Annotated in this window: 12 protein-coding genes; 5 read left to right on the plus strand and 7 right to left on the minus strand. The window is 35.9% G+C overall.

Features of this window, described 5'->3' with window-relative positions; translation table 11 throughout:
• Positions 1–104: 104 nt before the first annotated feature.
• The 4 genes from PQ456_RS11980 to PQ456_RS11995 form a co-directional block, all read right to left on the minus strand.
• Positions 105–1,709, minus strand: coding sequence for a PucR family transcriptional regulator (locus tag PQ456_RS11980; protein ID WP_273612488.1), 1,605 nt, complete (start codon positions 1,707–1,709; stop codon positions 105–107).
• 339 nt (positions 1,710–2,048) lie between these two features.
• Entirely contained in the window at positions 2,049–2,408 is a 360-nt protein-coding gene (locus PQ456_RS11985; RefSeq protein WP_273612489.1) for a hypothetical protein, read from the minus strand.
• Between the two features lie 297 nt (positions 2,409–2,705).
• Entirely contained in the window at positions 2,706–2,921 is a 216-nt protein-coding gene (locus PQ456_RS11990; protein ID WP_273612490.1) for a hypothetical protein, read from the minus strand.
• A gap of 371 nt (positions 2,922–3,292) precedes the next feature.
• Positions 3,293–4,168 (minus strand): LysR family transcriptional regulator, encoded by an 876-nt coding sequence (locus PQ456_RS11995; protein WP_273612491.1) that lies wholly within the window; start codon positions 4,166–4,168, stop codon positions 3,293–3,295.
• Positions 4,169–4,316: 148 nt separating this feature from the next.
• On the opposite strand from PQ456_RS11995, the gene PQ456_RS12000 reads away from it, so the two are divergent.
• The gene (locus tag PQ456_RS12000; protein WP_017815737.1) at positions 4,317–5,339 is read left to right on the plus strand and encodes a YeiH family protein; all 1,023 of its coding nucleotides are present in this window, start codon (positions 4,317–4,319) and stop codon (positions 5,337–5,339) included.
• 27 nt (positions 5,340–5,366) lie between these two features.
• Complete coding sequence (locus tag PQ456_RS12005; RefSeq protein ID WP_017815736.1) at positions 5,367–5,789, plus strand: universal stress protein; 423 nt, start codon at positions 5,367–5,369, stop codon at positions 5,787–5,789.
• Positions 5,790–5,862: 73 nt separating this feature from the next.
• On the opposite strand, the gene PQ456_RS12010 is transcribed toward PQ456_RS12005, so the two are convergent.
• Positions 5,863–6,432 carry a recombinase family protein gene (locus PQ456_RS12010; protein WP_017815735.1) on the minus strand — a complete coding sequence of 190 codons (570 nt, stop codon included), beginning with the start codon at positions 6,430–6,432 and terminating at the stop codon, positions 5,863–5,865.
• Between the two features lie 146 nt (positions 6,433–6,578).
• On the opposite strand from PQ456_RS12010, the gene PQ456_RS12015 reads away from it, so the two are divergent.
• The 3 genes from PQ456_RS12015 to PQ456_RS12025 all read left to right on the plus strand — a co-directional run bounded on the left by PQ456_RS12015 (position 6,579) and on the right by PQ456_RS12025 (position 12,288).
• Positions 6,579–9,545 carry a Tn3 family transposase gene (locus PQ456_RS12015; RefSeq protein ID WP_273612492.1) on the plus strand — a complete coding sequence of 989 codons (2,967 nt, stop codon included), beginning with the start codon at positions 6,579–6,581 and terminating at the stop codon, positions 9,543–9,545.
• Positions 9,546–10,075: 530 nt separating this feature from the next.
• Positions 10,076–11,041, plus strand: coding sequence for an AraC family transcriptional regulator (locus PQ456_RS12020; protein WP_273612493.1), 966 nt, complete (start codon positions 10,076–10,078; stop codon positions 11,039–11,041).
• A 344-nt stretch (positions 11,042–11,385) separates the two neighbouring features.
• On the plus strand, positions 11,386–12,288 hold the full coding sequence (locus tag PQ456_RS12025) for an SDR family oxidoreductase (RefSeq protein ID WP_273612494.1): 903 nt from the start codon (positions 11,386–11,388) through the stop codon (positions 12,286–12,288).
• 112 nt (positions 12,289–12,400) lie between these two features.
• Here PQ456_RS12025 and PQ456_RS12030 read toward each other — a convergent pair whose 3' ends face one another.
• Both PQ456_RS12030 and PQ456_RS12035 read right to left on the minus strand, forming a co-directional pair.
• Positions 12,401–13,912, minus strand: coding sequence for a right-handed parallel beta-helix repeat-containing protein (locus PQ456_RS12030; protein ID WP_273616309.1), 1,512 nt, complete (start codon positions 13,910–13,912; stop codon positions 12,401–12,403).
• A 150-nt stretch (positions 13,913–14,062) separates the two neighbouring features.
• Positions 14,063–15,019 carry a carbohydrate kinase family protein gene (locus PQ456_RS12035; protein ID WP_273612495.1) on the minus strand — a complete coding sequence of 319 codons (957 nt, stop codon included), beginning with the start codon at positions 15,017–15,019 and terminating at the stop codon, positions 14,063–14,065.

Here is a 15,019-nt window from a genome sequence, read left to right on the forward strand (position 1 = left end):
TATTGTTCAACTGACCAATTTGACACATTAATGACAAAAAAACTACCACAATAGCGGTAGTTTTTATAATTTATTTCTTTTATTTATAGTTAAATCATCTGTTGTTACATTTTATAAAGTAAGATAGCGAGCTCAAATTGTAGGCGATATGGATTCTCAAAAGGATTTACTTGTAAAATTTCTATAATACGTTGTTTTCGATAGTTTAGCGTATTACGATGAATATGCAAAATATCTGGTAATTCTTGTTGGTCAGGATAAAATAAAAAGTATTCCAATGTAATCAAAAAATCAGCGTTTACTTTACAATCATATTCCACCAAAGGTTCTAATAGACGTGTTAGTGAATCGAACATATTCTGTATATTTTCAGAACGTATCAAAGTGAATAAAGGCAAATAAGGAGCATATAGTATATACGGTAACGCTGGCATTTTTTCTTTAAAATGCAAAATATGCCGTAATTCTTTGTACAAAGACACTCCTTCTTCCAAAATACTTTTTTGTGCTTGATGATAGGCTATATAAAGAGGAACCGAACTTGATTGACGCCATTTCTGAAATAACTGATAGTATTGTTCTTGAAATTGCTTGTGATCTGTACATCGAGGTAATAGCAAAATACACTGATATCCGTCAGGAATAATCATCACATCATGTTGTTTAGAAGAAGCGCAATTACGTTCTATTTCATATATAAGCATATGGTGATCTGCATGATCGACAGCAGCGACTACAGCAATACCACCCATTTGTGATAGATCATATCCTGTTTCTTTGCTATTTTTTTCGAGATGTCCCGGAGAAATATCTTGTCCATTTAACCAGTTAATAATCATCGTCTGCTGATAGTTTTTGGTCACATTTTGAATAGCTTCTTCTTGTGAGAAATATAAAGCTAGACTAACTGCTACAGAATGATACAGCATCTCTTTGAAAGGTGGTAATCTTTCCTGGCTTAACACACATAAATAACCATATACTTTATGAGTTGAATAAATCGTTTCTACGATATGAGTATACTGTTCTGTTTCGGAAAGTACAAAAGAATTGGAAGAATGGACTGATTGTTGTTGGCGGGCAAAAGCTGATTCTAGCGCAGATTGAAGTTCTTTTTCGCTATAAAATAAATCTGTGTGATAACTCGCTAATTGTTTGAAATTATTATCAAGTAACAGCAGAGAGTCATCTAAAATTTCACCGATATTGTAAATAATCGTATGATAATCGAATTGGAGTGCTAACCATTCAGTCAAACGATTTTGAATTTCGAGCATTTGTTTAATTTCTTGTGAACGATTTTTTTGAATTTCTTGAACAACAGGAGAAATAATATCAATATAAGGTACATCACGAGGAATCTCGATAATAGGAATTTGTAGTTCATCAGCACGTTGAAGCACTTTTTCAGAGAGCTCTCTATAATGTAATCCTGGATAGCAAAGCGCTAGCGCAGACGCATGAGTATGCTTCATTTTCTCTAATAAAGCAAGCTGCAATTGTTCATCATCTTTAATATGATAAAAAGCAGTAATAATAAGTTCATTTCCTTTAAACCATTCTTCAGCATCTGGTATTTCAAGCACAGTGACATGTTCAATAGGATTACGTATACCGCTTTGCCCGGCAATTATTGTTGCACGAGTTAAAGCTCCTACAGTCATCGCTTCTTCTACTGTAATATGACTCACAACAATCACCTCTTTCATAACAACTTCCCTTTATCATTAAGCTTGTGGTCTATTATATGATGTTATCGCAAAAATAGGCATGGTAATTCTCTCCATTTCGGTAGTGAAGTATAAAGAATTTATTTATAAATATAGATATTGTACATATGGATATGATACGTATTGATTTGTTATTTTAAAATAAACTTGTATATATTATGTTAATTAATAACGTAAATACGAATTTTATATTTTTTTATAAATTAACATAATAATAATTATGTAAACTATTAATCACAAAAAAAGAGAATGTTTATATTTCACATTCTCCTACTACATTATAAATGAAATTTTGTGGTCGCATGTTATATTTACTACTTACTTCCCACCGGCTTGACGAGAATTGTAAAATTCTACTGCTTTTTGAATCAACTGTTGCATCGAACCGAAAGAAGTACTTTCTTTCACCTGGTTATCTAGTTGACCTTGCGGTACTTCTTTTACTTTATCTGCCGAATCTGTAGGAGATCCAACGCCTGCTTTTTGCAACAGTTCTCCAATCGATTGAAATGGAGTATGTTTTTGCATAAATTCAGGAGTAAGTAATTTGTCCAATGGAAGTTTTTGTACAATTTGATCTAATGGTAAATTTTTAGCTATTTCCATCAAACCACCTGGTGTTTTCGCTTTTTCAATCATTCCTTTAAGATCGCCCATTCCACCTAAATTAAATCCCATAATTATATCCTCCTTTAAAAATATCATTTGATTAGCTTTTACAGCTAGATTGTATACATGTATAAAAACAGACAATAATGAAGTATGTCTTCTTGCTTATTACCCTAATCTATAGCTTGTGATTGATGAATCATATGAAGTGCAGTAATATGTAAAATAGCAACATCCATATTAGTTTACGTATTATTTATTATGTAAACTAATATACAAAAAACAAAAGCTAATAGAGACAGCTAAATAAATAACGTTTATGTGTATAGGATTTCGCATTTCCTGTTATTCATTTAGTTGTAATGATTATATAATTTCCAAAACGCGCTCCCATGAGTTCAAATACTCCAATTCTTCTTCTACTCGTTGCTTTTCTTCCGAATCCATATCTTCTTGATTACTGAACTCTTCTACCTCTGCAAATTCATTATTCATCAAAGGGGTAAATAACCAGATGATTTTATCCGATATCTCTTGTTGTTGATCGTTATATTGATTCTCTGCATTATAGATATGACTCATTGTCTATCCATCTCCTTCTGCACACTTTATATTTATGTCGACACAAAACAACATTCTTATAAGAAGATCCAGCAAAATAGTTTTTTCTTTTTTATATCATAATACAATCCCCTCTTTTCCAAATCGGCTCAGAGGATGAATTATGAACTACAAAATATCATCCTCTAGATGGAGTTAATTTTTGCAATCTTCTTTGTGGGGTAGCGTCAGGAAAATGCGGATTTACAACGCTAAGATCACTCCCAAGATTAATAACCCGATTTTAACAACGATACGTGGAGGATTGGTATTTATTTTATCTGACATTGGATGAACTTGTTCCACGTTGATAGGGCTTGCTTTTCACCTCGTTATTCACAATTGACTGGATTTCATTCTATAACTAAGGATTCAATAAATATCTCGATTGCTTTTGTATAAAATTCAACTCTTGGAGTTATAAGTGAAAAATTTCGTGAGATTGGAAACCCATTTATATCAAGTAACTTCACTTTACCAAGTTCTAGTTCGTTTTTTATTGACGCGTGTGAGAGTATAGAAATTCCTAGACCAGCTTCAATAGATTCCTTAATAACTTGCGTACTCCCAAATGTCATATACTTCTTCGGAGAAAACCCCAATTGTTTAAATCCCTTTTCTTGCATTTCTCTCGTTCCAGAACCTTCTTCACGAACTAACCAAGTCTCTAGGTTTAATAACAAGGGGTCTATTTCCTTTTGTTCTGCTAAATGGTGATTTGAAGGGACTGTAATTGATAACTCGTCAAAAGAAAATGGTATAACCTTTATATTTTCATTATTAGCCTCTCCTTCGATTATCCCAACATCTACCTCGTGTTTCTTTATTAAATCTATAATTTCATTAGAATTTTTTATAGTAATGATTGGATTTAATAATGGATAGGATTTAAGCAAACTGGCAATTTTATGAGGAAGAATGTATTCTCCGAAAGTATAACTTGCACCAATAGAAAGAGGACCACTTGCAGTATGTTTTAAATCATCAATGAGTCTTTCCATTCGAGTATAGAGACCTAAGATGTCCTTGGCGTGATGAAATACTATTTCTCCAGCCTTGCTAAGTCGAACATATTTGTTTGTCCTCTCTAACAATTTTATCCCCATGTTTTTTTCTAACGTTTGTATATAATTGCTGACTGCTGGTTGTGTCATATGGAGAAGTTCAGCTGCTCGAGTAAAGTTCTTTTGTTCTGCAACTGTAGTAAATACAAGTAAAGATTGATCCATTATGAGTCTTCCTCCTTAGAATAAAATGGGGTCTAAGAAACTTCAATGATAAGTAATTTTATATTACAGCTATAATTATAATCTATTTTACTTATTATCAAAACAAATATACTCTTAATACAAGGAAGCAAATATAGGAGTTGTTAAAATGAATACATCATTAGCAAAACATAAAAAATCATCCTCGAGAGGACTTTGGTTCGGTGGTGTTGGATTTACCTTTATTATTGCATTAGTTGGTTTTGGATTATCACAAATACCCGGGTTAGATCATGTTGGTCAGCTCGCCTGTGCAATCATCATTGCAGTAGTTTATCGACAAATTTGGGGATATCCTGAGAAATTCCGTACTGGAATCCAATTCTCTGCCAAAAGGTTGTTAAGGCTTGCTATTATCCTTTTTGGGTTAAAACTAAACATTGATGTTGTTTTTCATCAAGGGTTAGGTTTGCTTGCAAGAGATGTTGGAACCATCGTTTTTTCAATCCTTCTTACAATGTTGCTTGCAAAACTATTCAAAGCGAATTCTTCCTTATCCTTGTTATTAGGAATTGGAACAGGGGTGTGTGGCGCTGCTGCAATTGCAGCCGTTTCACCCATTTTGAAAGCAAAGGATGAAGATACTGCTATTGGGGCAGGTATAATTGCTTTAGTTGGTACCATTTTCGCCATAACATACACTATCTTACGTCCGTTTCTCCCTTTGACAGACCTTCAATACGGTGTTTGGTCAGGTGTAGGTCTACACGAAATTGCTCATGTTGCCTTAGCAGGAGCGCCTGCTGGTCCAGATGCACTTGCTATTGCTTTGTTAGCGAAACTAGGTCGTGTTTTCTTACTCGTTCCACTTAGTTTTATTCTTATGTACTGGATGAAACGAAAAAATAAAGTTGAATCAGATTCTGATGCTAAAATTGAATTTCCATGGTTTCTCATAGGTTTTATTATCATGAGCTTATTTGGAAGTTATGTCCTTGGTCATTTGATTACCGTCCCAACTAGTGTCATGAATAGCATCTCTTTCTTCACTTCCTTTATCCTAACTATGGCTATGATTGGATTAGGTTTAAATGTTAGTCTAAAAGACCTTAGAACGAAAGCGTTAAGACCACTTCTAGCAATGGCTATTACATCTGTTTTGTTATCTGTTATCACATACTTCACAATGTAATTAATTGTAAATCAGGAGGTTTCTTAAATGAATAAAATATTATTTCCTACTGATGGTTCGGCTTATTCTGAACATGCCGCAAGAATGACAGGGGAGTTCTTGGAAGCTTGGCCAAATGCAACAGGTGTTGTGCTTTACGTCACGGTTAAAGAAAATTACGCCTATGATTTTGCAACTGAAGCAGTGGATCGATACGAAAAAGAACTTAGTAAACATATTGAAAAGAAAATTATGGAAGGAGTCCTTCAACCTTGGAAGGATCGTCTTGAATATAATCATCAAATAAGTCACCAAAGTCAAACCATTTGTCATGTTGCCCAAACAGAGGAAGTAGATCTTATTATATTGGGTAGTCATGGAAGAGGTGTTTTTGATCGAGTATTGGTGGGCAGTGTTGCTCAAGGGGTGTTACACCGGTCCGAAATTCCTGTCTTGATTGTTAAGAAGTAATTCTTCAAATTAAGGGCTTACCATAAGGTAAAGCCCTTAATACTCCTATAATCCTTTAATTCTTTAATCCTTTTCATGTTTCAGATAATTTTCTATATAAAGAAGCTCTAGATACATTTGTAATTTCACAAATTTGATTTACAGTCATTCCTCCTTCTTTATATAGTTTAACTGCATAATTCATACCTGCGTGATTTTTATGATATTTCTTTAATCGACCTTTAAACTTTCCTTCTTTCTTTGCTAGCTCAATCCCTTCACGCTGACGCATACGAATAAGATCTCGCTCTAATTGGTTAACGCCAGCCATTACCGTAATTAAGAATTGGCTGTATGGATTATCTTCTGATAAATCTAACCATGTATCCTTGAGTGATTTTAAGTTTGCCATTTTACTGCGTATTAAATCAATCATTTCAAATAAATTCTGCGTACTTCGAGTGATCCGAGTTAAGTCTGTAACATAAATAATGTCACCTTCCTGTAAATCCTCTAACATTTTTTGAAGTTGCTCACGATCCTTTGTTGCTCCAGAAACTTTTTCTTCAAAAATGATATCCATTCCGATTTCGTTCAATTGCTGAAATTGCCTTGAAGGATTCTGGCTAGTTGAACTGACACGTATATAACCGATTTTTCGCATCATACCACCTCGTTTTTGATACAAGTCTTATGAGACACTCCCTACTATGATTTTATCTGTCTACTACACTTGTATCAATAGAGTACACTCTATTGATATATAATTGAACTAATAAATTGAAAAATACAGAAATGGGATGATACTGAATGAAAATTGCGAGAGGTAGAGAATTGCTTACACCGGAACAGAGACAGTCTTTTATGCAAATCCCTGAAGATGAATGGATATTGGGGACCTACTTCACTTTTTCCAAACGTGATTTAGAAATAGTTAATAAGCGAAGGAGGGAAGAAAACCGTTTAGGGTTTGCCGTTCAATTAGCTGTTCTTCGGTATCCCGGTTGGCCATACACTCATATCAAAAGCATCCCAGATTCGGTCATACAATATATATCGAAACAGATTGGTGCTAGTCCATCCTCGCTTGGTCATTATCCTCAAAGGGAAAATACACTTTGGGATCATTTGAAAGAAATTCGAAGTGAATACGACTTTGTAACTTTTACCCTGAGTGAATATCGAATGACATTTAAGTACCTTCATCAATTAGCTTTGGAAAATGGTGATCCCATTCATCTACTGCATGAATGCATAGATTTTCTAAGAAAAAACAAAATTATACTGCCTGCTATCACTACACTTGAAAGAATGGTGTGGGAAGCAAGGGCGATGGCTGAAAAGAAGCTATTTAATACAGTTAGTAAATCTCTTACAAATGAGCAAAAAGAAAAGCTTGAAGAGATTATTACTTCGCAGCATCCATCTGAATCTAATAAAACGATATTGGGTTGGTTAAAGGAACCACCGGGTCATCCTTCACCCGAAACATTTCTAAAAGTAATAGAACGACTCGAATATATACGAGGAATGGAATTGGAAACGGTACAAATTAGTCATTTGCACCGCAACCGCCTGTTGCAGCTGTCTCGCTTAGGTTCAAGATACGAGCCGTATGCATTCCGTGACTTTCAAGAAAATAAACGTTATTCGATATTAACCGTCTATTTATTACAACTTACTCAGGAGCTAACGGATAAAGCGTTTGAAATTCATGATAGGCAAATACTTAGTTTGTTATCAAAAGGTCGTAAGGCTCAAGAGGAAATCCAGAAACAAAATGGTAAAAAGATAAATGAGAAAGTTATACACTTTACGAACATCGGACAAGCATTAATTAAAGCAAAAGAGGAAAAATTAGATGTTTTTAAGGTTTTAGAATCGGTTATTGAATGGAATACCTTTGTCTCTTCAGTAGAAGAGGCTCAGGAGCTTGCACGTCCTGCCGACTATGATTATTTGGACTTACTGCAAAAACGGTTTTATTCACTAAGAAAATATACGCCAACGCTATTAAGAGTATTGGAATTTCATTCTACAAAAGCAAATGAGCCACTTTTACAGGCTGTTGAGATTATCCGAGGAATGAACGAATCCGGAAAGCGAAAAGTGCCTGACGACTCACCTGTGGATTTTATTTCAAAACGATGGAAAAAGCATTTATACGAGGATGATGGTACAACAATTAATCGTCATTACTATGAAATGGCTGTTTTAACAGAACTTCGGGAGCATGTTCGGGCAGGAGATGTTTCCATTGTGGGCAGCAGACAATATAGGGATTTTGAGGAATATTTGTTTTCGGAAGATACATGGAATCAATCGAAGGGGAATACGAGATTATCAGTTAGTTTATCATTTGAAGATTATATAACAGAGAGAACTAGAAGCCTTAATGAAAGGTTAAAGTGGTTAGCTGCCAATTTCAACAAGCTAGATGGAGTTTCTCTTGAAAAAGGAAAACTGTCACTTGCACGCTTAGAAAAAGATGTTCCAGAAGAAGCAAAAAAATTTAGCGCAAGCCTCTATCAGATACTACCAAGAATAAAGTTAACTGATTTACTCATGGATGTGGCTCATATAACAGGATTTCATGAGCAATTCACTCATGCTTCCAATAATCGAAAACCAGATAAGGAAGAAACAATCATTATCATGGCTGCCCTTTTAGGAATGGGTATGAATATTGGCTTGAGCAAGATGGCCGAGGCCACACCCGGACTTACATATAAGCAACTAGCCAATGTATCTCAATGGCGTATGTATGAAGATGCAATGAATAAAGCCCAAGCCATATTAGTAAATTTCCATCATAAATTACAGTTGTCCTCCAATTGGGGCGACGGTACAACATCCTCATCAGATGGTATGAGAATGCAGCTAGGTGTTTCATCACTTCATGCAGATGCAAACCCACATTACGGGACTGGAAAAGGAGCCACCATCTACCGTTTTACTAGTGATCAATTCTCTTCTTACTACACAAAGATTATTCATACAAATTCAAGGGATGCGATTCATGTTTTGGATGGATTGTTGCACCATGAGACGGATCTAAATATAGAAGAGCATTATACAGACACGGCCGGTTACACAGACCAAATATTCGGACTGACTCATTTATTAGGATTTAAATTTGCTCCTAGAATAAGAGATTTATCAGACTCAAAATTATTTACAATAGATAAAGCAAGTGAATATCCAAAATTAGAAGCCATTTTACGTGGACAAATAAATACAAAGGTCATTAAAGAAAATTATGAGGATGTTTTGCGATTAGCTCATTCTATAAGAGAGGGAACAGTTTCAGCATCCCTTATTATGGGGAAACTAGGTTCCTATTCAAGACAAAACAGCTTGGCTTCGGCCTTACGTGAGATGGGCCGAATAGAAAAAACGATCTTTATTTTGAATTATATATCGGATGAATCATTAAGAAGAAAAATACAAAGAGGATTGAATAAAGGAGAAGCCATGAATGGATTAGCAAGAGCTATTTTCTTCGGAAAACAAGGTGAGCTTAGGGAACGGACTATACAACATCAATTGCAAAGGGCCAGTGCCTTAAACATAATCATTAATGCCATCAGTATATGGAATACCTTACACCTAACAAAAGCAGTTGAATATCAAAAACAGGCTAGTAGTTTTAATGAAGAATTATTGCACCATATGTCGCCTCTAGGTTGGGAACATATTAATTTGCTAGGAGAATACCATTTTAATTCCGAGAAAATGGTCTCGTTAGATTCTTTAAGACCATTGAAATTTTCTTAACGTTGTTAAAAATGGGGGAATCGTCTCGAAAATGTGCTTAGCGTTGTAAATCCGCATTTTCCTGACGCTACCCCTTTGTGAAGATGATCCTAACAAGAGACAATGAATTGGATTGAAATTAGTCGTCTGTAAAATGTAAAAATAGCTTGGATTATTAGTTTACATAATGATAATTATGGAGTCTTGCAAATTTGTAGAGTTTTCGAGCATTTCACATATGGGATTTAATGTTAAATAAAACGAAAAAATCACACGATTTAACACACAATAGTGGTCGACTGGATTACTTTTAATAGATTCTAACAAAAACAGCGTATAATTTATATTATACGCTGTTTTTTTAAGGGCTATATTATACGATATTACCCCATAAATCATAGGTTTATATCGTTCGCAAACATTGTGCTTTTCGATCTCCATATCATTTTAAATACAAAAAAATACACATCACTTTAAGAGTATGTATAATAAAGGGTACCACTATATAATAGAATTCGGAATACGCTATACGTAAGGAGTTGAAGATTGATATGAAAATAAAAGACCCAGATACATCTGTTGTATCTTCAGATCTACATACCCATGCACTGGATATAGAAACTTCCAAATTAGCACATATAATCTCTACTCTTGCACCGCATGAGGGAACAGTAGATTTAAGCAAACATATCCCTGGACTGCATGTCAGTCGTTACTCTTATATCACTCCAGATACAATCAAAACCTTTTTTTCAACTTCTCTGATTATTGTTGCTCAAGGAGCCAAAGCGATTACGATAGAAAATAATATATTCTCTTTCGGCAAATCACATATGATCTTGCTACCAATCGCGTTACCATTAGATATACAGATTACAGAGACTAGTCTTTCTCACCCTTATTTGGGCATTAAATTAGAATTGGATCCGCAGAAATTGAGTGAACTGGTATTGAAATTGCGTCCAGTGGGGCTTTCTCCAGTACGTCAACAAACGAAAGGGCATATCGCAGATACTGATGTCAGTATGATAAATGCCGCTATTCGCTTATTAGAATGTCTGCAAAATGAAGAAGATCGTACAACCATTGCACCATTGATCTTAGAGGAAATTATGATACGCGTATTACGCAGTCCTATTGGAGTATCTATTGCTGAAACAGGCTTTGGCGAGGTCGAAGTGCAACGAATTGCTAAAGTGATAGATTGGCTTCGAGAGCACTTTTCACAACCGATAAAAGTTGCTGAATTAGCAGAACTAGCTCATATGAGCCCTTCTTCCTTTCATGTACATTTCAAATCTGTGACTTCAATGAGTCCGTTACAATACCAAAAAACATTGCGATTGCATGAAGCAAGACGTCTTATGTTAGCCAATGCATTAGATGCAAATACCGCATGTCGATTGGTCGGCTACATAAGCGATTCGCAATTTAGCCGGGATTATAGTCGATTTTTTGGAAATCCACCAAGTCGAGACATAGCAAAATTACGACAGAACCCACAAATGGTAGAATGACTTAGTATCTTAACGAATTAACAAATGAACCGCTTAATAGTATAAACCTAATAAGCAGAAATACTTTCGCAACTCATTTATAAAGATAGAAAATAATAATTGCTACTTTTAACGCTCATAGTGTAATAACTGTGAGCATTTTTGTGTCGCCAAAGAAATAGATGGATAGATAATAGTTGTGAAAGGATTATTTGTAGAAATAGGCAAAAAGTGAAATGGAATAGACAATGATCGCCATAACGCAAAAGCTATACTAAATGTAATCTTGTATCAACAAGAAAATAGTATAGAGATAGCGGATGATTAGGGTCATTATTCTATCTCATTTTAGGAGGAAATTAATTATGCGTATTTTTGTAACAGGTGCAACTGGATTTATCGGATCAGCTATCGTGCAGGAATTAATCGAAGCCGGACATGAAGTACTTGGTCTTGCTCGTTCAGATGAATCGGCAACCAAACTTATCGAATGGGGAGCTACAGTACAACGTGGTTCTTTAACAGATTTGGAAAGTCTACGACAAGGTGTAGCTGCAACAGATGGTGTGATTCATGCTGCATTTATTCATGACTTTTCAGATGTGACCTCTGCCGGAGAAATAGATCGGCTTGCAATTGAAACGATGGGTAATGAACTGGCTGGAACCAATCGACCATTTGTAGTCACATCGGTGATCGGACACCTTGCATCTAATGAGCTCGCTACTGAACATTCTTCTCCAGATCAACATTCGATGACCAAACATCGCTCTGCTTCTGAACAATTAGCTTTATCACTGTCTGCACAAGGTGTACGGGTATCTGTAATTAGACTTCCACCGTCAGTTCATGGTGAGGGAGATAATGACGGGTTTATTCCTACTTTAATTCGTATCGCTCAAAGTAAAGGAGTATCTGCTTATATCGAAGAAGGTCATAATCATTGGCCTGCGGTTCATCGTTTGGATGCCGTACATTTGTATCGCTTAGCTCTCGAAAAAGCTACAGCCGGTTCTATGTTACATGCTGTTGGAGAAGAAGGGATTTTATTAAAAGATATCGCGACAATGATTGGTCAACATCTAGAATTACCTGTTATCAGTATCCCTCTTACTGAAGCAAAAGCACATTTTGGCTGGTTGGCTCATTTCACTTCTATTGATATTCCCGCTTCAAGTCAAATGACGCAACAGCAACTGGATTGGACACCTATACACTCTACACTTCTTGCAGACCTAGATAGAGACATTTATTTTAAAACAAAATAATAGTGTGAAAAAGATATAATCATTATTAAAAAAAGCGACTATCCGAATATATTCTTTATATCGGATAGTCGCTTTTTTGCTATTGATACATCATAGGTACTAGGTATACTAATTACTCATCGGCTCCAATATTCACTGCACTACCCGATACTCGATTTTGCCCATCAATATCAGCAGTTCCGATAATCGCTGTATCCGTTGATCCTTTATCTACAGCAGGTGAAGTTGTCTGAATATGATAATTATCTGCACTTACATCTACAAACTTAGGATCTGCGAAGATGGAATGAGCATCATTACCTGATCCTGACTTGTAAGCCGCAAATCCATTGTACTCTTTGTTTTTCCAAATCCAAAATGTAGAATCACTACTACCTGAAGCAAAGTACAAATTGTATTCAACTACGTTGCCTGAATTTTTGGTATATGGATTTGTGATCAAAGCATTCGAAGAACCAGCTACCATAATATTGTTTTTGATAACGTTATTAGAAGTATCGTATTGTACTAATAATTGTCCATTATCGTCACCTAAGGTATCGTTTTTGTACAGCGTGTTATTCACGATTTTGGAGTTAGTGGTTGAACCACGACCTGTATCATATCCACCCATCGCAATACCTGTTAAGCGGTTTTTGTAGACCATATTGCTACGAACTGTAATGTTGTCAGTTGCTTTGCCTGCATGCTCAGAAGCAATTTCGATACCGATATCGTTATTGTAACTGTAGTTACGCTCAATGATTGTATCTTTTCCACCATCTACATAAATACCATCTGCAGAATTGGTATTATTCGGTACAGGGCCATAAGATACATTATTATTAGACGTAATATTATACACTTTATTACCTTGAATCAATCCATTACGAGCTTGATCGTAAGCAACGGTTGGAGACTTGCCTTCGAATCCAATCACATCAATCCCAATGTTGTCGGCATCATGGATCGTATTATTGAGGATTGAAAATGTATCTACATTCCCGTTTACAACTAATGCTTCACTTGTACCCAATACTAAATTATACAATTCATTTCCGCTAATTGTTAGATTATTGATGGAAGCTGGAGCTTGGGTTCCATAGACAGCGATACCATGAGCATCCCGTCCTAACCAGATGTCTCCACTTGATGTAGATGTAGGTGTAGCTGTACTTTTGATATCATGGATCTTATTATTAAGGATCTTAATATTGCTTCCTTTGCCATGAACATAGATACCAATTGGTAGCAAATCTTTAGTCGCTGTTTTATAATTGCTAAGTTCTAACCCTTGAATAGTAATGTAATCGGCATTTTGAATATCAATTAATCCTTCTAATCCTGTAACACTTAATCCCGTTCCATCAATGATAGGTTTTTCAGAAGCATAGTTGCTAAACGTGATCGCTCCTGTAGAAGAGCCTGATTTGGTAATTTTCAGCTTCTGATTATAGGTACCTCCACGAATATAAACAGTACTTCCCGCTGTAGCTACATCCGCGGCGTGTTGTAGTGTTTTCCATGGAGCATTCAATGTTCCTGCATTAGAATCACTACCACTGGTGGATACATAATATTGCGTTTCTGCAGCTACCGCTTGAGAAGTATTCCACTGAATACCTGTGGTTACTAACAACACCATACTTGCGCCTAGCACTACTTTTTTGATGGACTTGAACACTTCATCATCAGCTCCTCTGAAATAGTGAATTGCGATACATTAACGTTGTTGCTTACCCCTTGTATAGCAGCATAAGTATTACAAGCTCACCCCCTTTAAAAAATAAACGCATTAAGAATGACTCATCTGTATATGGTCTATCTGCTGTAAAGTAGGTAAAGCGCCTGTACCACCTACGCCTTGAGTAGATAAAGCACCACAAGCATTGGCAAATTCTAACAAAGTGGCTCTTCGATAGCCTTGCAAATATCCATAAATGATCCCGGCATTGAAACAGTCTCCTGCTCCTGTCGTATCAATAGGCGTTACCGGATAAGAGCGAATCGTAATTGGTTGCTTGGTTGCATCAACAAGTAACGAACCTTGAGAACCTAATTTTACGATCATATCACCCATAAGATCAGGTAATTGCGTAATAACCTCTTCAATATGTGACGTATTATAAATATGCAGTATCTCTTCTTCACTTGGAATAAACAAGTTAGTGTATGTTAACAATTGCTCAATTCCTGAACGATCCCATAGATTACGAATATCCCAACCAGTATCAAAAGAAGTGCTTACGCTTAGTCGATGTGCCTGTGCAAACAATATTGACCAATGTTCTCTCATCTGATCTTGTAGATAGTAGGAACCGAAGTGTAGATGGTCAGCCTCACGAAGTAATGATTCTGTTACCATATCAGGTGTAACACACGGAATACTTCCCGGATAGGTGACAAGACCCCGATCCGATGAAGTGGAAAATGATAATGTGACTCCTGTTTTGATATCGGAACGTATGTGAATATGGTCTGTATTTACACCCATTCGCTGTAATTCTTGTATACAAAACTCTCCAAAATAATCTGCTCCCACTACACTTACAAATTTCACTTCAACGCCCAGACTAACAAGTGCACAAGCCGTAATGGCTGAAGATGACCCCAAAACGATTTCGAATTGATTGGCTACCTTTTCTCGATTCCATTCGGGTACAATATCTTCTCCAGTTAGAATCATATCGACATTCAATTCACCAACGACAACAATACTAGCAACAGGTGTATGTGATGCTTGAGTATTCAT

This window comes from Paenibacillus kyungheensis (assembly GCF_028606985.1).
GTDB classification, from domain to species: Bacteria; Bacillota; Bacilli; order Paenibacillales; family Paenibacillaceae; genus Saccharibacillus; species Saccharibacillus kyungheensis.

Coding starts and splice junctions, on each gene's coding strand:
- PQ456_RS12025 (WP_273612494.1), top strand. CDS start 11,386: ATGCGTATTTTTGTAACAGGTGCAACTGGATTTATCGGATCAGCTATC.
- PQ456_RS12010 (WP_017815735.1), bottom strand. CDS start 6,432: ATGCGAAAAATCGGTTATATACGTGTCAGTTCAACTAGCCAGAATCCT.
- PQ456_RS12005 (WP_017815736.1), top strand. CDS start 5,367: ATGAATAAAATATTATTTCCTACTGATGGTTCGGCTTATTCTGAACAT.
- PQ456_RS11980 (WP_273612488.1), bottom strand. CDS start 1,709: ATGAAAGAGGTGATTGTTGTGAGTCATATTACAGTAGAAGAAGCGATG.
- PQ456_RS12015 (WP_273612492.1), top strand. CDS start 6,579: ATGAAAATTGCGAGAGGTAGAGAATTGCTTACACCGGAACAGAGACAG.
- PQ456_RS11995 (WP_273612491.1), bottom strand. CDS start 4,168: ATGGATCAATCTTTACTTGTATTTACTACAGTTGCAGAACAAAAGAAC.
- PQ456_RS12000 (WP_017815737.1), top strand. CDS start 4,317: ATGAATACATCATTAGCAAAACATAAAAAATCATCCTCGAGAGGACTT.
- PQ456_RS11985 (WP_273612489.1), bottom strand. CDS start 2,408: ATGGGATTTAATTTAGGTGGAATGGGCGATCTTAAAGGAATGATTGAA.
- PQ456_RS12035 (WP_273612495.1), bottom strand. CDS start 15,019: ATGAATACTCAAGCATCACATACACCTGTTGCTAGTATTGTTGTCGTT.
- PQ456_RS11990 (WP_273612490.1), bottom strand. CDS start 2,921: ATGAGTCATATCTATAATGCAGAGAATCAATATAACGATCAACAACAA.
- PQ456_RS12030 (WP_273616309.1), bottom strand. CDS start 13,912: ATGGTGTTGTTAGTAACCACAGGTATTCAGTGGAATACTTCTCAAGCG.
- PQ456_RS12020 (WP_273612493.1), top strand. CDS start 10,076: ATGAAAATAAAAGACCCAGATACATCTGTTGTATCTTCAGATCTACAT.